The 23,433-nt window shown below is 43.9% G+C and carries 24 protein-coding genes, 1 pseudogene and 2 riboswitches; all 25 genes and pseudogenes read right to left on the reverse strand.

Annotated features, from left to right (window positions below; translation table 11 throughout):
• Positions 1-537, reverse strand: a 537-nt coding sequence (locus HP456_RS05045; protein ID WP_172248919.1) for a GNAT family N-acetyltransferase, incomplete at its 3' end; no start/stop codon positions are given.
• Between the two features lie 154 nt (positions 538-691).
• Entirely contained in the window at positions 692-1,489 is a 798-nt protein-coding gene (locus HP456_RS05050) for a serine hydrolase (protein ID WP_512698731.1), read from the reverse strand.
• Positions 1,489-2,493: an ABC transporter ATP-binding protein gene (locus HP456_RS05055; protein WP_172248921.1), complete on the reverse strand. Its 1,005-nt coding sequence runs from the start codon at positions 2,491-2,493 to the stop codon at positions 1,489-1,491. Before HP456_RS05055 ends, HP456_RS05050 begins: the two co-directional genes overlap by 1 nt.
• Positions 2,490-3,416, reverse strand: coding sequence for a C40 family peptidase (locus HP456_RS05060; RefSeq protein ID WP_172248922.1), 927 nt, complete (start codon positions 3,414-3,416; stop codon positions 2,490-2,492). Before HP456_RS05060 ends, HP456_RS05055 begins: the two co-directional genes overlap by 4 nt.
• A 19-nt stretch (positions 3,417-3,435) precedes the next feature.
• Complete coding sequence (locus HP456_RS05065; protein ID WP_172248923.1) at positions 3,436-4,518, reverse strand: dipeptide epimerase; 1,083 nt, start codon at positions 4,516-4,518, stop codon at positions 3,436-3,438.
• Complete coding sequence (locus HP456_RS05070; RefSeq protein WP_172248924.1) at positions 4,518-5,456, reverse strand: S66 peptidase family protein; 939 nt, start codon at positions 5,454-5,456, stop codon at positions 4,518-4,520. The genes HP456_RS05065 and HP456_RS05070 overlap by 1 nt, the downstream gene beginning before the upstream one ends.
• Before the next feature lie 77 nt (positions 5,457-5,533).
• Positions 5,534-7,156: a peptide ABC transporter substrate-binding protein gene (locus tag HP456_RS05075; protein ID WP_172248925.1), complete on the reverse strand. Its 1,623-nt coding sequence runs from the start codon at positions 7,154-7,156 to the stop codon at positions 5,534-5,536.
• Between the two features lie 34 nt (positions 7,157-7,190).
• On the reverse strand, positions 7,191-8,204 hold the full coding sequence (locus tag HP456_RS05080) for an ABC transporter ATP-binding protein (RefSeq protein WP_172248926.1): 1,014 nt from the start codon (positions 8,202-8,204) through the stop codon (positions 7,191-7,193).
• A 5-nt stretch (positions 8,205-8,209) separates the two neighbouring features.
• Complete coding sequence (locus HP456_RS05085; RefSeq protein WP_172248927.1) at positions 8,210-9,163, reverse strand: ABC transporter permease; 954 nt, start codon at positions 9,161-9,163, stop codon at positions 8,210-8,212.
• Complete coding sequence (locus HP456_RS05090) at positions 9,163-10,095, reverse strand: ABC transporter permease (protein ID WP_172248928.1); 933 nt, start codon at positions 10,093-10,095, stop codon at positions 9,163-9,165. Before HP456_RS05090 ends, HP456_RS05085 begins: the two co-directional genes overlap by 1 nt.
• Before the next feature lie 15 nt (positions 10,096-10,110).
• On the reverse strand, positions 10,111-10,935 hold the full coding sequence (dppA, locus tag HP456_RS05095) for a D-aminopeptidase DppA (protein ID WP_172248941.1): 825 nt from the start codon (positions 10,933-10,935) through the stop codon (positions 10,111-10,113).
• 519 nt (positions 10,936-11,454) lie between these two features.
• Positions 11,455-12,744 carry a nucleobase:cation symporter-2 family protein gene (locus HP456_RS05100; protein WP_172248929.1) on the reverse strand — a complete coding sequence of 430 codons (1,290 nt, stop codon included), beginning with the start codon at positions 12,742-12,744 and terminating at the stop codon, positions 11,455-11,457.
• The gene (locus HP456_RS05105; protein ID WP_172248930.1) at positions 12,741-13,340 is read right to left on the reverse strand and encodes a xanthine phosphoribosyltransferase; all 600 of its coding nucleotides are present in this window, start codon (positions 13,338-13,340) and stop codon (positions 12,741-12,743) included. Before HP456_RS05105 ends, HP456_RS05100 begins: the two co-directional genes overlap by 4 nt.
• 146 nt (positions 13,341-13,486) lie before the next feature.
• Positions 13,487-13,588, reverse strand: a riboswitch (purine riboswitch).
• Positions 13,589-13,713: 125 nt separating this feature from the next.
• Entirely contained in the window at positions 13,714-14,265 is a 552-nt protein-coding gene (locus HP456_RS05110) for a precorrin-2 dehydrogenase/sirohydrochlorin ferrochelatase family protein (RefSeq protein WP_172248931.1), read from the reverse strand.
• Complete coding sequence (locus HP456_RS05115) at positions 14,246-14,995, reverse strand: sirohydrochlorin chelatase (RefSeq protein ID WP_172248932.1); 750 nt, start codon at positions 14,993-14,995, stop codon at positions 14,246-14,248. Before HP456_RS05115 ends, HP456_RS05110 begins: the two co-directional genes overlap by 20 nt.
• Position 14,996: 1 nt before the next feature.
• Positions 14,997-15,770, reverse strand: coding sequence for a uroporphyrinogen-III C-methyltransferase (cobA, locus tag HP456_RS05120; protein ID WP_172248933.1), 774 nt, complete (start codon positions 15,768-15,770; stop codon positions 14,997-14,999).
• Entirely contained in the window at positions 15,770-16,009 is a 240-nt protein-coding gene (locus HP456_RS05125) for a DUF3906 family protein (protein WP_172248934.1), read from the reverse strand. Before HP456_RS05125 ends, cobA begins: the two co-directional genes overlap by 1 nt.
• 13 nt (positions 16,010-16,022) lie before the next feature.
• On the reverse strand, positions 16,023-17,633 hold the full coding sequence (locus HP456_RS05130; RefSeq protein WP_172248935.1) for a nitrite/sulfite reductase: 1,611 nt from the start codon (positions 17,631-17,633) through the stop codon (positions 16,023-16,025).
• 12 nt (positions 17,634-17,645) lie between these two features.
• Complete coding sequence (gene cysC, locus HP456_RS05135; protein WP_172248936.1) at positions 17,646-18,248, reverse strand: adenylyl-sulfate kinase; 603 nt, start codon at positions 18,246-18,248, stop codon at positions 17,646-17,648.
• Between the two features lie 22 nt (positions 18,249-18,270).
• Positions 18,271-19,401 (reverse strand): sulfate adenylyltransferase, encoded by a 1,131-nt coding sequence (sat, locus tag HP456_RS05140; protein ID WP_172248937.1) that lies wholly within the window; start codon positions 19,399-19,401, stop codon positions 18,271-18,273.
• 42 nt (positions 19,402-19,443) lie between these two features.
• Positions 19,444-20,508: a sulfate permease gene (cysP, locus tag HP456_RS05145; protein WP_512698732.1), complete on the reverse strand. Its 1,065-nt coding sequence runs from the start codon at positions 20,506-20,508 to the stop codon at positions 19,444-19,446.
• 15 nt (positions 20,509-20,523) lie between these two features.
• Positions 20,524-21,222 carry a phosphoadenylyl-sulfate reductase gene (locus HP456_RS05150; protein WP_172248938.1) on the reverse strand — a complete coding sequence of 233 codons (699 nt, stop codon included), beginning with the start codon at positions 21,220-21,222 and terminating at the stop codon, positions 20,524-20,526.
• A gap of 108 nt (positions 21,223-21,330) precedes the next feature.
• Positions 21,331-21,483 carry a YezD family protein gene (locus HP456_RS24825; protein WP_172248939.1) on the reverse strand — a complete coding sequence of 51 codons (153 nt, stop codon included), beginning with the start codon at positions 21,481-21,483 and terminating at the stop codon, positions 21,331-21,333.
• A gap of 82 nt (positions 21,484-21,565) precedes the next feature.
• A riboswitch (SAM riboswitch) is annotated at positions 21,566-21,675 on the reverse strand.
• A 123-nt stretch (positions 21,676-21,798) separates the two neighbouring features.
• Entirely contained in the window at positions 21,799-23,169 is a 1,371-nt protein-coding gene (locus HP456_RS05160; RefSeq protein WP_376766193.1) for an L-cystine transporter, read from the reverse strand.
• A 153-nt stretch (positions 23,170-23,322) separates the two neighbouring features.
• A pseudogene (locus HP456_RS24990) lies at positions 23,323-23,433 on the reverse strand (thiamine biosynthesis protein MoeB); the annotation flags it as partial.

Below are 23,433 nucleotides of genomic sequence, written 5' to 3' on the forward strand. Positions count from 1 at the left end.
TTTATACTCCTCAAAACCCAATTTTTTATATAAATTCATTGCCGGAGTATTCGTATCGGCAACCTCTTCAATAACGTAATCGCTGTACGGTGTATTTTCGAAAATATGCCGGATGATTTGAGTTGCTGCTCCATGTCCTCTGAATTCAGCAGCTGTTCCAACAAATTCAATCGAGCCTGTATTTGGAGGGAAATTTTCATATGGGGATTCAAATTCCTTCTTTAAAAAGAGCCCGGCCATGCTTCCTTTAAAGAATCCTAAGTGCTTTCTCAGCTCTTTCTTATTTAAACTTACAGATAACGTTTTCCCGTCCGTACATGCCGCTAGTCCTGCAACTTTATCATTTTCTATAGCTACATAAAATTGATCTAATACAAACATGTGGGCAAATGCCTTTGCAATGATGTTTTTATCTTTGGAAAAATAACCAAGCCATTGGATGAAGCCATCTGCGAATATTTCAGACATTTGCGTCCTTACACATACTTCAACTTCATCCGCTTTTGCAACAAAGAACTTATTACCTCCAGATTTCATGTAGCATTCCCCTTTCTTTTTTGATGAATGAATATATTTTCATTGTAAACTCCCGATGACACCTAGTCAAACTACAACATGTTGTTAACTTGTTGATGCCAAAAAAGAGAAAAGCCGTTTCTACAAAGAGAGAAATGGCTTTTCTCTTTTTCTTTCAACCTTCCATATACGCATTCAGGAAGCTGCCGATCCTCACCAATACCTCACTTCCTGCTGTCTGATCCGTCAATTCATCAATTAAAACTGCTGCATAAATCGTCTCACCTTTATAACGGAAAATTGCACAGTCGTGTTCCACTCCGGGAAGCTCACCCGTTTTATTTGCTGAAAAGATTAGATCGCGGTTTATCTTTGCAGGGAGCTTGTGGCAGAATTGCTGATTGTGAAGTATCCGGAGCATCGACTCCCTGCTATGTGCATGAAACATTTCATCCTTATCAATAGCCTTTATGCAGGTACGTGCGTCGAAAGCGGATATATGATTATCAATTCCTGATTGAAGTGCTTTGAAATCCATCAGTTTACGGTTTAATTGGGTTTCTTTCAGTCCCAGACGCTTACACAAATCATTGATTGATATTATCCCCATGCGATCGATCAAGAGATTGGCTGCCGTGTTATCAGACACGAGGATCATAAGCGTGAGCAGATCGAGGATAGTAACTTCTGAACGTATTGATAAATGGCTGAGGACACCTGCCCCTCCCACTTTTTCAACTTGAGAGACAGATATGGCCTCATCCGGGTCCAACTTACCCTCCTGTATCTGACGAAATCCTTCAAGTAAAATGGGCAGTTTGATCAAGCTGGCTGCTGAATACGGTTGTTCAGAATGATGATTGATAACGTGATCTGACAGTTCAATGGACAAACTGACCCTCCCATGATTTTCCTTAATCAATCTATAAATCTTCTGCTCTAAAATACTTGTCTTCTTACTGATACTGCCCATTACTTAGTGACAGCCACTTCATCATGATCTTGACGTATTGTTTTATCATACAGATGACATGCTACATAGTGGTTCTTCTCAACTTCATGCCACCTTGGCATAACAGAGGCACAGGCTTCCATTACTGCCGGGCATCTGGTACGGAATACGCAGCCGCTGGGAGGATTCATTGCGCTTGGGATCTCCCCCTTCAGTATCATCCTTTCACGTTCATCTTCAACATCCGGATCAGGGATGGGGATGGCTGAAAGGAGCGCTTGGGAATATGGATGGAGAGGCTTTTTGTATAATTCATTGCTATCAGTCAACTCAACGATATGCCCCAGGTACATGACAGCGATCCTGTTACTGATATGTTTGACCATTGAGAGATCATGGGCGATGAAAAGGAATGTCAATCCCTTTTCATCCTGCAATTTTTTCAATAGATTGACGATCTGTGCCTGCACGGATACGTCCAAAGCAGAAATCGGTTCATCTGCAATGATGAATTCGGGATTCAGAGCAAGTGCCCTGGCAATCCCGATCCGCTGCCGCTGGCCGCCGCTGAACTCATGAGGATACCTGTTCGCGTGATCCCGGTTTAGACCGACGTCTTCAAGAAGCTGATAAATCCGCTCCAGCTGTTTCTTTTTATCCTTATATAAACCATGTACCTCCATGGGCTCTGCAATGATTTCACGTACTGTCGACCTGGGATTCAGCGATGCGTACGGATCCTGGAAAATCATCTGCATCTTGCTGTAAAACGCACGCTTTTCTTTTTCTGTTAAAGAGTGAACATCTTGTCCGCTATACAACACTTCTCCCTCTGTTGCTTCATACAGTCCGATAATCGTTCTGCCGGTTGTAGACTTTCCACATCCCGATTCCCCAACCAGTCCAAATGTTTCACCTTTAAATATTTCAAAGGATACACCGTCCACTGCTTTAAGTGTTTTTCCTTTCTCCAGGGAGAAATACTTCTTCAGCCCATTTACTTCCAGCAGCATTTCCTTTGTCATGATCCATCCCCCGTCTCCCGCCAGTAGCGCCTTGCTGCACAGAGCTCTTTTTCATAATAAGTCCCTTTAAGTGTGATGATTTCAATTGTCTTTCCGGTATTCGGTGAGTGGATCATCTTGCCGTCTCCGCAATAAATGCCCACATGGTGAATGCTCCCTTTCCCTTCTTCATAAGCGAAAAACAGAAGGTCACCAGCTCTCAGTTCATCAAAAGGAACGTTTTCTCCTTTCTTAGCCTGGTCTCCTGCGTCTCGTGGGATAAGATATCCATTGGCCTTACACATGGAATAGCTGAATCCTGAACAATCGAACCCGTAGCTGCTCATACCTCCCCATAAATAAGGAAGATTCAGGAATGCTTTCCCCGCTGTCACAATATCTTTTCCATTACCCAATCGATCTTCTACAGCCCTAGTGGAGATGTATACGTTCTCTCGTTTAACATACTTAATTCCTAAGGGAGTGTACACAGCGATTCGTTGATCCTCTTCTTTTTCAATAGTTAGAGAGGTTAGAAAACTTAACTCCAGTTCCTTTACATTTTCTTCTGTTAATAACTCAGCGAATTCGCTTTTAACAATGGCGAAAGAATTCGTTTCTGAACTAGAAGCTTTCCTGCTTATCTGTTGAGAGGGAACCCATCCCGGATAGCCGCGTTCATCTTTGGAAGAGGCTTGATCAAGGACGATCACATGCGACCAGCCTTCCTTTTCTTCGAGGATCAATACCTCCTGACCGAATAATGCCTGTGACTGGATGCGATTCTCATCACATAGAGCAAGTCTTGTTTCATGTGTTAAAGAGTCCAGCCATTTGTTTATGTCTACTGGATTGGATACAGCGTACGCATCCAGGGAGCGTGCTGAATCAGGTGATGTCCAAATAGTTGCTACCGGTACATTGACTGCAGCTTTTTCACTCATATGTATACCTCCGTTTACATTAATGAATTTGCACCGTCTTGACTCCGAGACCCGGAGAGTCAGGTATGGTGATGGATTTCCCGTGATACCGAATACCACCTGACACGAGGTCGTCAGAAAGCATCAATGGTGCATCGAAGTCATACCTCGTGATATTCTTCTTGCTTGCTGCAAAATGTACAGCAGCAGTAATGCCAAGACGCGTTTCGATCATGCTGCCCACCATGCATTCTACTCCGCATATTTCTGCCAAGTTGTTGATCTTTTGCGCCTGATAGATTCCGCCTGCTTTCATCAACTTGATATTGATAAGGTCGGCACTTCGTGTTTTCAATACCTGAAATGCCTGCTGAGGGCTGAACACACTTTCATCGGCCATAATGAGCGTATCGACATTGTCGGTTACTTTTTTCAATCCTTCTAAATCATGTGCTGGTACTGGCTGTTCAACCAATTCGATATTCAGGCCCAGGTCTTCCATCTTCCGGATTGCCCGGACAGCCGCTTTGGCTTCCCACCCCTGGTTTGCATCGAGGCGGATCTTTATCGAATCATCAATCACCCTGCGAATCGCCTGAATGCGTTTGATGTCTGTATCGATCTCATCCTTTCCCACTTTTATCTTCAGAACGTCAAAGCCTTTCGCATTGTACAGCAAGGCATCTTCCGCCATTTCCGCCGGGCTGTTCACACTGACGGTATAATCTGTTTCAAGCATGTTCCGGTATCCTCCGAGATACTGATAGAGCGGCAGCCTGCTATGCTGTGCAAGGCAATCATAAATTGCCATATCAACGGCAGCTTTTGCACTATAATTTCCTATGAGGAGCTTATGCATGTTCTGGAAAATAGATTCATGGTTTAATAGAGATTTTCCGACTAATGCCGGCCGTAAGACCTCCAGTATGGCAGATTCAATGCTTTGCAGGCTGTCACCCGTGATCACGAGGGTCGGAGGGGCTTCCCCCCAGCCGGTGATTCCGTTGTCACAGATCATTTTCACCCCGATTGCTTCTGCTGTATATACCGTTCGCAGAGCCGTTTTGAATGGGGTATGCAAAGGTACAGCTACACGAAAAGTCTCAATCTGTACAATTTCCATCAGGCTTCATCCTCTTCCCTTATGCCGCTTTCGACAATGAGTGTTTGTTCCTTTGTATTCATATTTGCCACTGAACCGATCGGAATGCCGAGGCAAGGGGAGGAGTGACCAATCTGGAATCCTCTCATAGTCGGTTTATTCGCAGGTATTACATGATCTACAAACAATTGATCCAGAGTCAGCGACTCCTTCCTCTTATCAGGTACACAGTTTTTGAAGTCGCCGATGATGATTCCTGCCGCATCATTGAATTTCCCCGCCATCTTCAGCTGATTCAGCATGCGGTCAACTTTATACGGTTCTTCATCAACATCTTCGATGAAAAGAATCTTTCCTTTTGTGTTCACCTCATATTCTGTCCCCAGTGTAGTTACTAACAGTGTAAGATTCCCTCCTATTACAGGACCGCTTGCCATGCCTTCCACAAGTGTATGAAGGGTCGAGTGCTTAGACGTAAATTCAAGCGGCCCCTGTTTGAATAGCTGCTTAAATGACTTTTTGGTTAATTCATGAACATCCTTTAACCCTATGTCTGAACTCAGCATCGGCCCATGAAAAGTGACAAGACCCGTTTTCTGATGTATTGCCGTATGCAGAAAGGTTATATCACTGTATCCCCAAACGATTTTTGGATTATTTTTTATTAGATCATAGTTCAATTTAGATACAATCCGTCCTGTTCCGTAACCTCCGCAGGCGCAAATAATTGCTTTTATCTCCTGATCAAGAAACATCGTATGTATATCATCTATCCGTTCTTCATCCATTCCGGCCAAATAACCATGCTGCCGATAAACGCTGGACCCGATTTTAACCGCTAATCCTGATTCCTCCAGAAACGATAGTGCATTACCTAGTAATTCTTGTTTCGGAGGGCTCGCAGGAGCAATAATCCCGACGGTGTCGCCGCGTTTCAGCATTAAAGGTTTCACTGCCATATCTATCCGCCCCTTTAGTAGAAAAAGAGGGAGGAGACCCTAAATTTAGAATCTTCTCCACTCCGAATTTCTCTAGTTTATTTTTTATCTGCCCATTTTAATTCCATGTACCCTACGGGGTGACGAACGATACCGGATACATCCTCGTTTTGTAAATACACATAGTTATAGAAGTGGATTGGGATAATCGGCATATCTTCCATTAAGATCTTTTCAGCTTTATACATCAATTCAAAGCGTTTCGCTTCGTCTGCTTCATTCTTAGCCTGCTTGATTAAGCTGTCATATTCTTCATTACTCCATGCGGTACGATTCATTGAATGCCCCGTTTGGAAATTTTCCAGGAAGTTGATTGGATCGCCATAATCAGCAATGAAAGAGCTTCGTGATAATTGGAATTTCAAAGCCTTTTGCTCGTCCTGGAATACATTCCATTCCATATTGGCTAATTTCACGTCTACATCCAGATTCTCTTTGAACATTTGCTGAAGTGCTTCTGCGATTTTTTGATGAGTATCACTTGTACTGTAAGTTAAAGTAACTTCAGGAAGGGTTTCGTATCCCTCTTCTTCCATGCCTTTCTCCAACAATGCTTTTGCTTCTTCGATATTTGTCTGAACCAGGTCACCGCTTGTTTCACGGAAATCGTTCCCGGATGAATCTTTGAACCCGCTTGAAACAAATCCATACGCAGGCTTTTCTTTGTTTTTCGTAACAAAATCAACCATTTGCAGCTGATCGACTGCCATCGCGAATGCTTTTCGGATGTTCTTGTTCTGGAACGGTTCCTTTTCTAAATTAAAGCGGTAGAAGTATGTTCCCGCCTGGTCTTCTACATTTACTTTACCTTCTTCAAACAGTTGTTTACTTAAGTCTGCAGGAACATCCGCTGTATCCAGCTCCCCGGTTTTATACAGCTGATAGTCAGTATTCGAATCATTTACCATTGCCCAGTGCACTTTGTCCAGCTTCACGGAATCTGCATCCCAATATTGATCATTCTTTTCCATCACGAAATGGCTGTCATGCTCCCATTCAGCTAATTTGAATGGTCCATTCGCTACGAATGTGTCAGCTTCTGCAAACCATTCCGGGTTTTCCTTTGCCACATTTTCATTGATAGGGAAGAAGGCAGGGTTTGAAATGACGCTTAAGAAATAAGCTTGCGGGCTGGTCAATGTCACTTCAAATGTTTTCTCATCAACAGCCTTGACCTTCACTTCATCAGCTGATCCTTCTCCATTATTGAAAGCTTCTCCGCCTTCAATGAAATAACCAAGGAAAGCAGCAGGCGATCCAGTTTCAGGATCTAACAGTCGTTTCCATGCAAAAACAAAATCTCCTGCGGTTACATCATCACCGTTTGACCATTTGGCATTATCACGAAGATGGAACGTATACACTTTCCCATCTTCTGAAACATCCCATTTCTCAGCCATGGCACCTTCAGGCTCATGATCAGCGTTTAAGCGGGTCAGACCTTCCATTAAATTGTTCAGTGCAGTCCAGGAATACGAATCAAACCCGATTGGCGGATCAAATGAGGTCGGTTCGGCCCCGTTGTTCAGGTGCAGCACCTTTTCCCCGCTGTCTTTCCCATCTTTGCTGCTTGAGTCGCTGCCTGCATCTTTTGTTGCTGTACATGCTGCCAGTACAAATAAAAGTAAACCGGTTAAACATACTGATAAAACCTTTTTCATGATTCTCCCCCTCTTTGTTATTTCTATCAGACTATCAGCTTATCGTTAAAATGATAGTTGAAAGCTTCGATTTCGCACGCGGGTCCTGCAGCCAGCAATCAACGTGGTGGTCACTTGAAAGCTTTGTCTTCATCGGATAGACGCGGTCGCATACTTCCATCGCCTTATCACATCGGGCAGCAAATGGACAAGCGGCCGGAGGTGAAAATAAATCAGGCGGAGATCCCGCAATCGGTGTCAAATCCGCTCCATCGAGATCCAGTCTCGGAACCGACTTCAATAGCCCCTGGGTATAGGGGTGTTGAGGCGTATAGAAGATTTCTCTTCTCGTTCCTTCTTCGACGATTTTGCCCGCATACATAACAGCGATCCGGTCTGCAACCTGTGCCACGACTCCTAAGTCATGTGTGATCAAAATGATGGAGACGCCTGTTTTACGCTGGACCTCTTTGAAGAGTTCCAGGATTTGAGCTTGAATCGTTACGTCAAGAGCAGTCGTCGGTTCGTCCGCTATAAGGACATCCGGCTGACAGACCAGAGCCATGGCAATCACAATCCGTTGTCTCATCCCGCCGCTGAATTGGTGGGGATACTGCTTCAATCGTTCCACGGGATGCGGTATACCCACGAGAGTAAGCATTTCGACGGCTTTCACCGATGCTTCCTTCTTCGAAATCGCTTCATGCTGAAGGATACCTTCCATGATCTGCTCTCCAATGGTCAGCGTCGGGTTCAAGGCAGTCATCGGATCCTGAAAGATCATAGAGATATCTGCACCGCGCACACCCCTCATTTCTTTCTCAGATAATTGCAGCAGGTCCCTGCCGTTAAACATGATGGATCCATTTGTAATCCTGCCGGGAGGATTAGGTATGAGCCTCATGACACTTTGGGAGGTAACACTCTTACCGCAGCCGGATTCCCCGACAATGGCTAGTGTTTCTCCCTTCTGCAAATGAAAACTTACTCCGCGTACGGCTTTTACCTCTCCTCCGTAAGTGGTAAAGGATACATGGAGATCCTGAACGGATAATACACTGTCTTTCATGATGATTACCTCCTCAGCTTAGGGTCAAGAGCATCCTGAAGCCCATCACCCAATACGTTAAACGAAAACATTGTCAATGATATAAATAAAGCAGGGAAGAATAATCGCCACCAGTAGCCTGATAGAATCGTGGATAGCCCATCATTGGCCATGACGCCCCAGCTGGCATACGGTGCCTGGATCCCCAGCCCAAGAAAGCTCAGGAATGCTTCTGCGAAAATGGCACTTGGTACCGTCAGTGTCATTTGGACAATGATCGGTCCCATCGTATTCGGCAGCAGGTTCTTGCGGATGATCCTTGCCGTTTTCGTACCAAATGTTTTTGACGCCAGGATGAATTCGTAATTTTTAATTTGGAGCACCTGGCCCCGTACGATCCTGGCCATCCCGATCCATCCTGTAACAGTTAATGCCACAATAATGGTCGATAATCCTGGCCCCATTACTACCATTAATAATATGACTACAAGTAAATAGGGGAGTCCGTATAATATTTCGACGATACGCATCATCGCATTATCCGTTTTACCCCCCTTATAGCCGGCGATGCCCCCATAAATGATTCCGATGACAAAGTCGATCAGTGCGGCCATGAATCCTACAAACAGAGAGATGCGTGCCCCGTACCAAGTGCGGGTAAACACGTCCCTGCCTAAATCATCCGTACCGAACCAATGCTGACTGGAAGGAGGCAGATTCTGACTCGCAAGTGTTTGCTTCGTGACATCGTGAGGCGAGATAATGGGGCCGATGACAGCCATGGTGATCAAAACCGACAGGAAAATGAATCCCATCATCGCCAATTTATTTTTGAGGAGACGCAGCCATGCATCCTGCCAATAGGAGAGGCTTGGTCTCACAACTGCTTCAGCGTCTTCCCGTTTCTTCTGCTTTGGTGTAAACCATTCATCTAAGACATCGGGAGAACTGTTCGGTTCATGATGTTTCGGTGCACCCATTATTTCGCCTCCTTCTTATGCAGCTTAATTCTTGGGTCAAGAAATCCGTATGCAAGATCCACTAGAAACAGCATCACAATCAAAAACGCACTATAGAAAACAGTCGTTCCCATAATAACCGGATAGTCACGCTGATTGATGCTCTCAACGAAATACTTGCCCATTCCCGGGATGGCGAATATTTGTTCGATTACAAATGTACCAGTCAGAATCCCTGCTGCAAGCGTACCGAGCACAGTGACCACTGGAAGAAGTGCATTTCGCAAAGCGTGCTTCACAACAATCTTTACTGGCGACAGTCCCTTCGCTCTTGCCGTCCGTATATAATCCTGGGTGAGGACTTCCAACATACTGGAACGGGTCAAGCGTGCAATGATCGCCATCGGTCCGGTTGCCAGTGCAAGCGTCGGCAGAATCATATGCTTCCAGCTTGTCCAGGTGGCCACAGGAAGTATCTCCCAATTAACGGCAACCTGCTGAATCAACATCGTTGCCATGACAAAGTTAGGGATCGAAATACCCAATACAGCAAATGTCATCGCCATATAATCGATCAAACGGTTATGCTTTAGTGCGGCTAATATTCCCAAAACGATTCCAGACAGCACCGCGATGAAGAGAGTGATCATTCCTAATTCGAAAGAGATCGGAAATCCTCTTCCCAACAAATCATTCACTGTTTGGGAAGGTTGTGTAATGGAAGGACCGAAATCCAATGTAACAAGAGATTTTAAATAAAGAGCGTATTGAACCAACAAAGGTTCATCAAGATGATAATGCGCTTCCAGGTTTTTCTGTACCATTTCACTTGTATTTCTTTCTTCGTTAAATGGAGATCCCGGAATGGCATGCATCAGGAAAAAAGTCAATGTAACAATCAGCCACAACGTGATGACCATCGCCAATAGCCGTTTGAATAAATATGTACCCATCAGTTCTCACACTTTCTAACAGAATGTTGTTTTCATCGCAAGTTCAGTCATGACAACCATCGACCTGTAAGCATCCAAAATATCCATTGCTTGAAACCTGACAGTCGTTGTGCCTGGCTCGTGTACAGTACCGGGCATGATACTTGCCCATTCTGCCTGTCCATAATTGGCAAATTCAATCCTTAGTTCAGGGTTATCTGGCGGTATGAGCGGTTTTACATTATTACGATTAAGCAATGCTTGTTCCGTTTTCGCCTTTAATAAAGCGTGAGACTTTGCCGGGGTCAGACTCTTTGCCACAGAGCGGGAAATCGTTTCCTTTACAACAGCAGTCGTCACATTTGGAATGAGACTCTCTGCTTCGAGTGCTGCCTGATCATCGCCTGCAACCAGCAGGACAGGAACACCGTAGTAACCTGCAACATAGGCATTGAATCCCATTTCGCCTATCGCCTTATCGTTGATGTACATATTTCGGACACCGAAAATCATCGAATGCGACATCACCCCCTTCATGGAAGCCCTGGCATGATAGCCAACAAAAAATGCACCTTGGAACGTATCATCCAGCCCTTGAACCATTGAATATGGTTTCACTCCACCGGAAATTAATCTCGTCTCAGGGTGCAGCATTTCAATCAACAGATTGTTCATCTGTGAATGACTGTCATTGACTAAAACCTCACGGCATCCATTGTCAAACGCTGACTCGACTACAGCATTCGTTTCTGCCGTCATGATGGCTCTCGCTCGTTCATAATTATGTTTGCCTTGATCCACATGGGTATGGTCCACTAAACCTGTAATGCCTTCCATATCCACTGACATGTAAATATTCATCATTTATCCCCCTTTCATAGGAAAAATTGTTTAATTTTTCTTAATATTATAAATTTAATTACGGAATATTACAATGATAATTGGATTAAAAAGGGATATTTTCCTATTTTCAAACAGAAAATGCAGCGAATTAGTATTGAAGAATCAATATTTTCAAAGGATCATGAGTATTTGTACATGCATGAAGATAATGTCATGGAAAAGAGCCCAACTCGCCAGAAATCACCTATTATGTAAAGTTTCCTGAATACCTATTCTTTGTTGGCTTACGTCCCAATTCCGCTTTCAGCAATGGACTGCCGGAGTTGGCTGGACAAGTTTCGCATAAACCGCTTTTCCCGGAGGGTTCTGCGTCTTCCACTCCATTCACCATCCATAATCACTAAAGAACATGAAAAAATGATCAATAGTACATATAAAAAAGCCCAAAGGAAATGATATCCTTTGGGCTTTAACCTATGATTTATCATAATGAATACGTTTTGATAAGAAAGTTTGCTTTCAAATTACATTAAGGATCTAAGACGCCTGTTGCTCTTCTAAAACAACGCGCGTTTCCCGTTTTCTTGCGACATTAAAGAATAAGTTCAACAGTATTGCTGTCACGCTTCCCGCTACAATCCCATTTTCCGTCAAAATTTGAATCCCGGATGGCATCTTGGAGAATAGTTCGGGTACTGCTGTTACACCCAATCCCATACCGACAGAACAAGCGATGATCAATAGATTTTCTTGAGATGAAAAGTCCACTCTGCTTAACATTTTGATTCCGTAAGCGATGACCATTCCGAACATTGCCACCATGGCGCCGCCAAGAACAGGTGAAGGGATGATCGTTGTTAACGCCCCGATTTTTGGCAGCAATCCGAGGATGATCAGGAATATCCCAGTCAAATAAATGATTTGATTCTTTTTCACTCCAGACAATTGAATCAAGCCTACATTCTGTGAATATGTGGTGTAAGGGAATGCGTTGAAAATTCCCCCAAGAACAATGGCGAGTCCTTCAGCACGATAACCTCTCGCCAAATCTTTTTCAGATACTTCTTTTTTACAAATATCCGATAGGGCAAAATATACACCTGTTGATTCAACAAGACTGACCATAGCGACCAGAATCATCGTTAGGATAGCGGAAATTTCAAATGTCGGCATACCGAAGTAAAATGGCTGGACCATATGGAACCATGCAGCTTCACCTACCGCATTGAAGTTGACCATTCCCATCATATAGGCAATGACAGTACCGATCACAAGTCCTGCCAATATGGACACGGAACGAATGAAGCCGGTGAAAAACTTATAAAGAAAGAGGATAATGAATAATGTTCCAAAAGCAAGCGAGAGATTGGTCAAAGAACCAAAATCAGCGCTTCCTTCACCGCCGGCCATATTATTCATGGCCACTGGAATCAGTGTGATACCGATAATTGTGACCACCGAACCCGTTACAACAGGCGGGAAAAACCGAACCAGCCTACCGAAATATTTACTGATTACTAACACAAACACACCGGATACCAGAATAGAACCATAAATGGCTGAAATCCCGTATTGACCGCCGATGGCAATCATTGGACCTACTGCAGTAAAGGTGCATCCCAATACGACTGGAAGTCCTATGCCGAAAAATCTGTTCTTCCAAACTTGCAGGATGGTCGCAATCCCGCACATGAAAATATCAATTGAAACGAGATACGTAAGCTGTTGGCCAGTCAACCCAAGAGCTCCGCCTACAATCAGCGGGACAATGACCGCTCCAGCATACATGGCCAATACATGTTGAATGCCTAAAGATGCATTTTTCATATGCTGTGAACCTCCTCTTTGTCTTGATCCTTAAATGTGATATTTTTCCCCTCCAGAGAAAGGATTTCTGCCAATGATTCCACGTGGTAGCCTTTCTCCCGGAGAATTTCCCCTCCATCCTGGAATGCTTTCTCGATGACAATCCCGATGCCAGCTACATCTGCACCAGCTTTTTGAACCAGTTCAATAAGCCCTAAAGCTGCCTGGCCATTGGCCAGAAAGTCATCAATGATCAGTACGTTGTCCTTTTCTGCAATGTATTTATCTGATATCGATATCGTATTTTTCTCCTGCTTTGTATACGAATAAACGCTTGAACTCAGTATGCCTTCTGATAACGTTAATGATTGTCGCTTTCGAGCGAATATCAGAGGAACATTCAATTCTAAAGCAGCCATAACCCCTGGTGCGATTCCAGAAGATTCGATCGTCAATACTTTCGAAATAGCCTGGTGACGAAATCTCTCAGCAAATTCTTCTCCAATTGCCTTCATCAATTGGGGATCAACCTGATGATTAAGGAATGAATCCACCTTTAACACAGAGTCCGAGAGAACTAAACCTTCTTCATGAATTTTTTGCTTTAATGCGTCCATTTTTCCACTCCTCCAGTCCGTCCCCATTACGCTTACGAAACAAAAAAGCCTAATGGAGATTGCACTCTGCTCAATGAATTGAGTGAGACAATGTCCTTTAGGCTGAATAATAAAGGCAAAGAAAGTACGCATCGTTTACAGATACGGACAATCCATTGCTCACTCATAGTCGGAAGATTTACGGTCATCCGGTAGAAACTTGCGGGCCATATCCCCGCTATTATATGAGTGAATGCATATTGAATTAATTAACGTAAGTATAATACCTAACCTTTCACTTGTAAAGTGAATTTCCTAACATTAATGATCAATATTATAAAATCGTTCGTGATTTCTATTCCGAGCCAACAGCAAAAGAGGCATAGATTCCTCTCTATGCCTCGTCTGCCATCTGCTTCAGCAACATAACCCTTTCTTCCCTGCTTATGGCAGATCCGTTGATTTCCTTTCTTTTTTCCGCCATCAAGGATAACTTCTCTATATATACATCATTAAATTGCTCCATAAATTGACGGCACAGTTTCTTTGCCAAAAAAGGACTGGCACCATTGGTTGAAACAGAGACTGACAAATGACCTCTTTGTGTAAATGAGGTCATTTGAAAATCACTGTGTTTTCCTTGATCAACTAAGCTTACGAGCTGATTCTGTGTTGCCTGGTCTTTAATCCATTCATTAATTTCCCGCTTATCTGTTGCCGCCAGTATGATAAAGGCATCCTCTAAATCGGATTTTTCAACCGATTTTTGTTTCCACTGAATTTCTTTGCTGCCTGCAAGCTTTCTTATCCCTTCCACTGCCTGCGGGCTCACTACCTTCACAACCGCTCCTTGTTCCATAAATACACGCAGCTTCCTTAACGCGATTTCCCCTCCGCCTGCCACAGTTACTCTTCTCCCTTTCATCTCAATCATGAGTGGCAGCATAGGATCCCCCCGCTTTCATCGTTTCTTTAATCCGACCGATAAATGCCTCTGCAACCAAAGGCTCTTTTCCCAGGTAACCGCATAGCTTTAGGCAGTTGTTTTCATCATATATGTCTTTTTCGATGCCTTTCATCAATAAGCCTGTAAAGAGCAGGTAAGGAATGAACACAACCTTTCTTCCCGTTCGCTTTGCTTTTTGAAGCGTATCTTTAAAGCTCGGTGTTGAAGCGGTTAGAAAACAGGTCCATACGGATTTCAAATCCGTTTTATTCTGAACGATTTCAGCAATCTTTCCCAAGTCTCTTTTCACATCAGGATCTGAGCTCCCTCTCCCGATTAGAACAGCAATGGCATCAGGATCAATTTCTGTGCATTGATTGATCCGGTTAATAACGGAATCCGCCATTTTTTCGAGAACACCTATTGGATTTCCATAATTGACCAGTATTGATGGATGCTTAGATGAACATGCTTTTAAGGCTTTTGGAATATCTATTTTTGAATGGGTTGCTGTCAATAATAAAAGAGGAACCACCGAAATTTGTTCAGCCCCTGCATTCACACATTTATCAAATCCTTCTTCAATAGAAGGTGCAGCAAGCTCTAGAAAACTGACTTCCTGTATTTCTGCATCTATATGAGGCTTGCAATCATTTATAAAATTGATTGCTTCCTCACGTGCCTCTCTAAGTCTGCTTCCATGGCATACATATAATACAGCATGAGCCATTTTATAATGCCTCGCTCATCTGCCGCTTTTCAGACATCTCTTCAAACCATTGTATTTTTTCACGGTAACGGACGACTTCCCCTACAATGATCATACTCGGATTTTCAATCTTTGCTTCCTTTACAATGTCAACGATGGTTTCAAGTGTACCCGTGACAGTTCTCTGGATTTCTGTTGTACCCCAATGAACGAGAGCTACTGGAGTGTCTTTGCTTTTTCCATATTTCAGAAGCTTCCCCTTGATATACGGAAGGTTGCTTACCCCCATATAAATGGCCAGGGTATCGATCCCTTTCGATAGACCTTCCCACTTTTCTTCTTCTAATTGATCATTCTTGCGGTGCCCCGTCACGAAAGCAACAGAGGAACTCGCCTCCCGGTGCGTGACCGGTATCCCAGCATAGGCAGCCGCAGCGATTCCAGAAGTGATCCCGGGAATGATTTCGAACGGGATATTCTTTCCGGCAAGGGCTTCGGCTTCCTCCCCGCCCCTGCCAAATACGAAGGGATCGCCCCCTTTTAACCTGACGACTTCCTTTCCGCCGGCTGCATATCTCGTAAGAAAATGATTGATCGTCTCCTGTTTCATGGTGTGATAGTTTGGGAGTTTCCCGCAGTATATCAGGTCTGCCTCTTTCTTCGCATATGTTAGCAGCTCCTTATTCACGAGACGGTCATACAGGATCACATCTGCCTTCTCTATTGCCTTCAGAGCCTTAAGCGTAATCAATTCTGGATCTCCAGGACCCGCCCCCACCAAGTAAACCTTACCCATCACCGATTTCCCCCTAAAGTATTTGATAGTGTCTCTTGTTCGTGAAGTACATATCCTGCCCCGCTTCCTCTGATTCTACGTTTCTCATAAAGAGAAATATCGAGGACATCAAGTTTTTTCAAGAAGTATTTTTCCAACTCTATTTCCACAAGATCGAATGCCTTTTCATCTTGTTCCGCAGCAATTACCACACTTGTCACAAATGCAGATGTGGTTACTTCAAACCGATACAGATTCATGAAGTCCCTCCTTTTATGCTTCTTGAAGCATTTCATCCAGAGATCGTTGCAGAGATGAGCTCCCTGTCCGGCTGATATAATCAAAGAATGATTCGCCAGGTTCTTTTGTTTGTTTAAAATGCAGCAATAACTCTTTCACCACATCAGGCAAATCCTGTGCGTTTACTTTCCCTTTTAGTTTTTCATTCAGTTTCCCTCCATCTTGAAGTGTACCGCCGACATATATTTCAAAGGCTTCAATCATGTTCTTGTCCTTTGTCCTCATCTTGATGCCCTGCAATCCAATATCTGCAATTTGCCGCTGCCCGCATGAATTCGGACATCCGACCATATGGATCCGGACCGGTACATCGAGCGATAGGTCTCTGTCCAGCTCATTCGCGATCACTCTCATCCGTTCCTTCGTTTCGACAAGGGCCAGATTGCAATATTCGATGCCCGTACAGGAAACAGAATAGCCGATAAAGGATAATGGACTGGTAGATATTCGGTCGAAGATCTTTTCTTCAAGCAAAGCATCAACATGTTCATCCGGTATATTGGGAATAATAAGATTTTGAGAATTGCAGTTTCTTAGTTCACCGTTCCCATATTTTTTTGAAATGCCGGCAAGCTCCAGCACTTCGTCAGAATTCAATCGTCCGACGGGAACATTCAGCCCAACGTAATTCAGACCTTCCTGCTTTTGGCGGTGAACACCATAGAAATACCCGGCATTCCATCCTGTCACTGCATCTTCACCTGCGGGTAAAAGGTCTACATGCTCCGCCAGTTTTTCACGGAATTTATCAGGACCCCAGTCAGCCATTAGAAACTTCAGTCGTGCCAAATGACGTTTTTCGCGATATCCGAAGTCCCTGAAGATCGTTGTGACGGCGATGGCTGTATCTTTCACCTGGTGAGGCAGGACGAATACATCAAGCTCTTCTGCCAGAAACGGACGTGCAGACAATCCCCCGCCGATCTTTAAATGGAATCCCGCTTCCTCCTTCCCATCGATCACTTTTCTTGCCGGGGTGAAGGATACACAGTTAATCTCTGCATTTGCTGCATTGTGGACATTCGAACTGATTGACATTTTATATTTTCTTGGAAGATTCGAAAAATCTTCATTATGCTGAAAAAAATCATAAATTTCTTTCACGAGAGGCCTTGTATCAAATAATTCATCTGGATCAATTCCCGCAAGCGGGTTCCCTACGATATTCCGTGTGATATCGCCGCATGCCCCCGCCGATGAAAGTCCCACTTTCCCTAACCGGTCAAAGATGTCAGGGATCTGTTCAATTTTTAACCAGTGGAATTGAATGGCCTGCCGCGTGGTAATGTCATACACGTCCCGGCCGTATTCTTTGGCTATAGAAGCAAGTTCCCTTGCTTGTTCATAGGTAAGTACTCCGGAAGGTACGTTGACTCTCATCATGAAATATCCGTCTTCTTTCGGACGCTGCAAATATAATCCCGCCCATTTGAATTTATCCCATTCCTCTTTCGGAATAGATGAAAAACCGTGCTTGGCATAATAGGGGATATCCTCAAAAATAGCCAAACCGTCTCTCTCCAGCTTCCATTTTTCCGTTTTGTTCAGCTTTTCATTTTCAGACCATGATTTTTGATAAGCCATTTCAATCTCTCCTTATATAAGACGTTTTTGCTTTAAATCTTTCAGAACTTTCTCCACGCATAGATCAATCGATTCTTTTTCGGTATCTAGTACGATTTCCGGATCCAATGGTTCTTCATATGGAGCACTGATTCCAGTAAAATGTGGGATTTCATTTCTTCTAGCTTTTAGATAAAGTCCCTTCGGATCTCTTTTCTCACATTCTTCCAAAGAACATTTAACATAAACTTCGATGAATTCGTCCAAATCCAATAATCCCCTGACTAGATCCCGGTCACTCCGATAAGGTGAAATGAAGGCGGTAAGCACAATTTGTCCAGTCTCAACAAATAATTTTGAGACTTCTCCGATTCTTCTGATGTTTTCTTTGCGATCCCCCTCATTAAAACCCAGATCACTGTTTAAGCCATGCCGGATATTGTCACCATCCAGGACCACTGCCTGCTTTCCACTTTCGAAAAGGGAGTGCGCCAGCTTATTGGCGATGGATGACTTTCCGGATGCGGACAATCCAGTGAACCATAATACAAAGCTTCCGTGACCATTCACTTTTCGCCTGGAATCCTTTTTAACAGCAGCCTCATGCCAGACAATATTTCCAGACCTGTTACTCATCTTTTCTCCTCCTGACTTATTACTAATGGACTTCCTGTGCCAATCCGTTGATTAATACATCAATTACTTCACGCCTGCTGAATGTAGAAGGCGGCACATCTCCGTTTCGGAGCATCCCCCTTACTTTCGTACCGGATAAGATGACATGATCCTCTTTTTCATGCGGACAAGTTTTTGCAGTCGCCATCCCCTCACACTTTTCACAATAGAAGCTGTGTTCGAACCGGAGTGGAGTGATGCCGATTTCATCCGGGCTGAAACGCTCAAAGATTTTTTGAGCATCATACGTTCCGTAATAATTCCCTACTCCTGCATGATCCCTTCCAACAATAAAGTGAGTGCAGCCATAATTTTTACGCACGAGTGCATGAAAGACCGCTTCCCTGGGACCCGCATACCTCATAGCTGCAGGGAAGACTCCGAGCATCACGCGATCCCCGGGATAATAGTTCTTCAACAGAACCTCATAGCTCTTCATTCTGATAGGCGCAGGAATATCGTCCGCTTTGGTCTCACCGACCAAAGGATTTAAGAATAATCCGTCCACTGTCTCCAAAGCCGTTTTCTGAATATATTCGTGGGCACGGTGGACAGGGTTTCGAGTCTGGAAACCGACAATGGTTTTCCAGCCTTTTTGTTTAAATTCCATTCGGGTTTCATACGGGTCATATGAGTAGGCAGGGAATGGTTTCGATAAGCGTTTATGAAGTGTAACCCTGCCACCCGCATATACATCACCGCGTTGGAATAATTTCTTCACTCCTGGATGATTCCGGTCAGTGGTACCATATACAAGAAGTGCTTCCTTCTCCTTATCTGGTTCATATATGCCGCTTATCTCAATGGTTCCGTACGTAATCCCTTTATAAACTAGTCTGCTTTTTAACCCTATTTTCAAATTATTGCTTTTACTGAGGGGAAGGGTAATCGGTATGCTCCAGACGATACCGCTTTGCAGACGCATGTTTTCAACTACACTGTTATAGTCTTCTTCTGATAAAAATCCCTGTATGGGACTATATGCGCCGATTGCAATTAATTCCAAGTCGCTTAATGCTATATCATCCAATTCAATTTCATGGGTAATTCCCTGTAATGATTCACCGGGATTGTATGCCTGTATCAAAGCTCCTCCATGCGGTCGTAAACTCATTCATAATCCTCCTTAAACTTATCGATTTAGTGGGTTTATTTATTAAATGCCTCCGCCTTCTTCTTGAAGAGATCTTCTTTCTTCATTAATTATCTTCATTATCGAAATGGCACCTATAGTGGCGATGATTACGCTGATTGGAACGATGACTGAATAAATATCACTTTGTATCAGGAGCTTGATCAGAAAATATGACAAACTAAGAGAAATGAGGGGCGACACCACCCAGATTTTTATGATTTTTGCCACGATTTTTTTCTTCAGCATCCTGCTCCCCCCTTTTGCTGCACCAAGTCCGATGATGGAGGATGATGTGACTTGAGTAATCGGCATTGGCAGCCCATATAAGGAACTGATCATTACCAGGATGGCTCCTGTACTTGATATAATGATGCCTTCTACCTTTGTAAACTGAGTGATTTTCTTACCATTCGTTTCAACTACTCTTCTTCCAAGCAAAACGGCACCGAGAGCCACAAAAAAGCCTCCAAGCCAAATTCCGTTCCCTATTGACAGAATACCTGCGCCGACCAGCGGACCAACTGCATTGGCTGTATTATTCATCCCTGCAGAAAATGCTTCCAGAAATCCTGTTCCAATGAGCACCGGACCCAGCCAGTTTTTCTCAAAATTACATCCCTTTTTCTCCAGAAGATATAAGCTTTTTACACTCAGCCAGGTGATTAGAAAAGCTGCAAGGGGAACCACTACCCAAAAACTCATGATGATGAGCAGGGATTTCACATACAGTACCTGGTACGCTACACCTGCCCCCACTACCGCCCCCACTGTTACCTCACTTGTAGAAAGCGGAATACCGATCAGGTTTGCCAGAAACAACGAGAGAGTGGAAGATAGCAGAATAATAACTACAATTTTAATCGTGAGGATGTCCTGGGGGATGATCCCTGAACTGATCGTTTTTACAACTTCCCCGCCGCCCGCCACTGCCCCCAATAATACTCCGAAAGAACAGATCAGCAGAGTTGTTCTCATGTTTTGAATTGCGCCTGCTCCATATGCCACGCCCATCGATGCAGCCGCTCCACTTGCACCAATATTCATGGCAAAGAACAGACTTACGCAAATCGCAAAGATTTCAAGCAATTGATTGTACCTTTCTTAATGAAGACCGCATTCGGTCTTACCCTTTCCTTCCCATCTGCCGGACCGTAAATCGTTCTTGTTATAGGCAGGGGCTGTGCAATGGAAACACCCGATACTTGGATATCCTTCATCATGGAGAGGATTATAAGGAAGCTGGTGTTTGTGAACGTACCTCCATATCTCTTTCCAAGTCCAGTGGATGAGCGGACATATTTTTATTGATTTGAATTTTTCATCTCTATTGATGAAGTTTACGTGCCTTCTCGTTTCGGACTGCTCCCTGCGCAACCCCGAGATCCAGGCATGACCTTCCGATAATGCCTCCATAAGGGGTCGCATCTTTCTTATTTCGCAGCATTGATTCGGGTTGCTTGCCCACAATTCATCACCATAGGCGTCAGCCTGTTCTTCTAATGTAATTGCTGCCTTTTTCAGAATGATCGTTAAATCAGGGTAGGCTTTCCTGACGTTCCCGATTGTTTGATATGTCTCTTTAAAATGCACATCAGTATCAAGGAAGACGATCTTAGCTGAAGGGTTAACCTTTGAAATCAGATCAATCAGTACAATTCCTTCTATTCCGAAGCTGCAGGCATACACAATGTCTTCCCCATAATGTTCGTAAGCCCACTCCAGGACATTCAATGCACCTTTATAAGTTTCGTCTACTTCAAAAGAACAGGATGGATGAATCCAAGTTTGATAGGTTAACAACGTCTAACCCCCTTCTTAAAGTAAAAAGAAAAAGAGGCATTTACACAAAGAGGGAAATTCCCCTTTATTGTGTAAATGCCTCTGGTTTATCCAGTCAGCATCACATTCTCATTTAATTCTTACTTTTTCATTTTTCTCAAGCTGTACGACCTTTCCATCCTGGACCACGAGAGTGATGGAACCGAACTTCATCTTCTTTAGCATCGCCTTTACATTTTCGACTACTTCATCAAACGCTTCTGCTTTATTCTGATCCTCCACATGATTCCCCCAAACTTCGTCTTATCCAGTTAGAACGTTAAAAAACAACCTCCCAGTTTGGAAGGTTGTTCAGGTAAGTGTTACCTTATCTTCCAAAATGACGTTACATTTTGCTGGACTTAGCACCTTACTCATAATAAGTAGGTTGCCGGGCTTCAAAGGGCCAGTTCCCTCCACCACTCTGGATAAGAAATATTAAATTTAATATTCTAAATAATAACACGTTTCTCAAAGATGTCAACCCAAGTTTTACAATCGGATTTGTAAACTTTATTTTTAGTAAATTACTCCTGCTCTCATCATCGGTACTTTGCCTCAGTCTTCTGCAGTCTGCACACCATTATAGGTCTCTGCGTCTAGTTCACCGGTCACTTTACTGGTAATAACTCCGGAAGTCATCGCCCCGCTTACATTGACAGCCGTACGGCCCATGTCAATCAGCGGTTCTACTGAAATCAATAAACCGGCCAGGGCAATTGGAAGGTCCATGGCAGATAGGACCAGGATGGCGGCAAATGTAGCTCCGCCTCCGACACCGGCGACTCCAAAAGATGAAATGGCAACGATTAAGATCAACGTTAATATGAATGAGGGAGTCAACGGGTCGATTCCGACAGTCGGTGCAATCATCACTGCAAGCATGGCAGGATACACCCCCGCACATCCATTTTGGCCGATTGATAATCCGAATGAACCAGAGAAATTAGCAATCCCTTCTGAAACACCAAGCTTCTTTGTCTGTGTATGAATGTTTAACGGAAGGGTTCCGGCACTGGATCTCGAAGTAAATGCAAACGTTAATACCGGAAATACTTTCCTCATATACGTGAGCGGGTTTAAACCTGCAAGTGTCAGCATGATCAAATGAATGGCGAACATGATAATCAATGCAATATACGATGCTCCGACAAATTCACCCAGCTTGAGGATCGCATCGAAGTCACTCAACGCAACCGTTTTAGCCATTATCGCCAATACACCATATGGAGTAAGTCTCAAAACCAATGTAACGATCCTCATGACAACGGCATAAACGGAATCCACAATCCTTTTGAACGCCGCTGCCGCTTCCTGCTCCTTACGCTGGACCCCAAGATACGCAACGCCTAGGAATGCGGCAAAAATGACGATTGCAATAGTTGATGTCGCACGCTGGCCTGTAAAATCAAAGAACGGATTTGCAGGGAGAAGTTCCAATATTTTTTGCGGGTAGCTCTGTCCTTCCATTGCCGCTGCACGTTCTTCCAGCTGTGCCCCTCTCGCCGCTTCTGCGTCACCTTGTTCAATCTGAATTGCTTCGAGATCAAATGCAGCGGTAGTCGCAATTCCGACTGCAGCAGCTACCGCAGTCGTACCAACAAGCAGCCCCAGTATCAACACAGAAATCTTTCCAAGGTTGTGAGATTGTTTCAACTTAGTAAAGGCAGAAAGAATAGACACGAATACGAGTGGCATGACAATCATTTGTAATAGCTTAATATACCCGCTGCCGACAATGTTGTACCACTCGATCGACTGCAGTAAGTTTTCATCTCCCGCCTCATACAGCCACTGCAGGACAAATCCAAAAAGAATACCAAGACCAAGAGCAGTGAATACCCTCTTTGAAAACGAAACCTTCTTTTTTTGCAAATAAATTAGTACACCGATAAGAACGATAAACATCAGAAGATTCAACAGCACCATCCAGACATTCATGGTAAAACCTCCTTTTCTAGGATGTATAGACCTTCGAGCCAATGGCCTACTGTATTTTATGTTGATGTTTATCCAGATATGATGAATCAAGGCCCGTCCTTCACCGATTTAATGCAGCGAGGGGCGGGCCTTGGTAATCAGTCAGCTAAAATATCGATGATAAAGGGATTTCGCTTCCTTGATATCATTTGTGCCATGGATGAGTGCCCGGCCGTCTCTGAATAAGACAATCCGGTGTTTTCCAGTTCTACA

Origin of the sequence: Bacillus haikouensis, assembly GCF_013179555.1 — a bacterium.
Lineage (GTDB): Bacteria > Bacillota > Bacilli > Bacillales > Bacillaceae_B > Rossellomorea > Rossellomorea haikouensis_A.

What these genes read in the sequence shown, in the direction of transcription:
- HP456_RS05050 (WP_512698731.1), bottom strand. Translation starts at nt 1,489, where the DNA reads ATGGGCAGTATCAGTAAGAAGACAAGTATTTTAGAGCAGAAGATTTAT.
- HP456_RS05055 (WP_172248921.1), bottom strand. Translation starts at nt 2,493, where the DNA reads ATGACAAAGGAAATGCTGCTGGAAGTAAATGGGCTGAAGAAGTATTTC.
- HP456_RS05060 (WP_172248922.1), bottom strand. Translation starts at nt 3,416, where the DNA reads ATGAGTGAAAAAGCTGCAGTCAATGTACCGGTAGCAACTATTTGGACA.
- HP456_RS05065 (WP_172248923.1), bottom strand. Translation starts at nt 4,518, where the DNA reads ATGGAAATTGTACAGATTGAGACTTTTCGTGTAGCTGTACCTTTGCAT.
- HP456_RS05070 (WP_172248924.1), bottom strand. Translation starts at nt 5,456, where the DNA reads ATGGCAGTGAAACCTTTAATGCTGAAACGCGGCGACACCGTCGGGATT.
- HP456_RS05075 (WP_172248925.1), bottom strand. Translation starts at nt 7,156, where the DNA reads ATGAAAAAGGTTTTATCAGTATGTTTAACCGGTTTACTTTTATTTGTA.
- HP456_RS05080 (WP_172248926.1), bottom strand. Translation starts at nt 8,204, where the DNA reads ATGAAAGACAGTGTATTATCCGTTCAGGATCTCCATGTATCCTTTACC.
- HP456_RS05085 (WP_172248927.1), bottom strand. Translation starts at nt 9,163, where the DNA reads ATGGGTGCACCGAAACATCATGAACCGAACAGTTCTCCCGATGTCTTA.
- HP456_RS05090 (WP_172248928.1), bottom strand. Translation starts at nt 10,095, where the DNA reads ATGGGTACATATTTATTCAAACGGCTATTGGCGATGGTCATCACGTTG.
- dppA (WP_172248941.1), bottom strand. Translation starts at nt 10,935, where the DNA reads ATGAATATTTACATGTCAGTGGATATGGAAGGCATTACAGGTTTAGTG.
- HP456_RS05100 (WP_172248929.1), bottom strand. Translation starts at nt 12,744, where the DNA reads ATGAAAAATGCATCTTTAGGCATTCAACATGTATTGGCCATGTATGCT.
- HP456_RS05105 (WP_172248930.1), bottom strand. Translation starts at nt 13,340, where the DNA reads ATGGACGCATTAAAGCAAAAAATTCATGAAGAAGGTTTAGTTCTCTCG.
- HP456_RS05110 (WP_172248931.1), bottom strand. Translation starts at nt 14,265, where the DNA reads ATGCTGCCACTCATGATTGAGATGAAAGGGAGAAGAGTAACTGTGGCA.
- HP456_RS05115 (WP_172248932.1), bottom strand. Translation starts at nt 14,995, where the DNA reads ATGGCTCATGCTGTATTATATGTATGCCATGGAAGCAGACTTAGAGAG.
- cobA (WP_172248933.1), bottom strand. Translation starts at nt 15,770, where the DNA reads ATGGGTAAGGTTTACTTGGTGGGGGCGGGTCCTGGAGATCCAGAATTG.
- HP456_RS05125 (WP_172248934.1), bottom strand. Translation starts at nt 16,009, where the DNA reads ATGAATCTGTATCGGTTTGAAGTAACCACATCTGCATTTGTGACAAGT.
- HP456_RS05130 (WP_172248935.1), bottom strand. Translation starts at nt 17,633, where the DNA reads ATGGCTTATCAAAAATCATGGTCTGAAAATGAAAAGCTGAACAAAACG.
- cysC (WP_172248936.1), bottom strand. Translation starts at nt 18,248, where the DNA reads ATGAGTAACAGGTCTGGAAATATTGTCTGGCATGAGGCTGCTGTTAAA.
- sat (WP_172248937.1), bottom strand. Translation starts at nt 19,401, where the DNA reads ATGAGTTTACGACCGCATGGAGGAGCTTTGATACAGGCATACAATCCC.
- HP456_RS05160 (WP_376766193.1), bottom strand. Translation starts at nt 23,169, where the DNA reads ATGGTGCTGTTGAATCTTCTGATGTTTATCGTTCTTATCGGTGTACTA.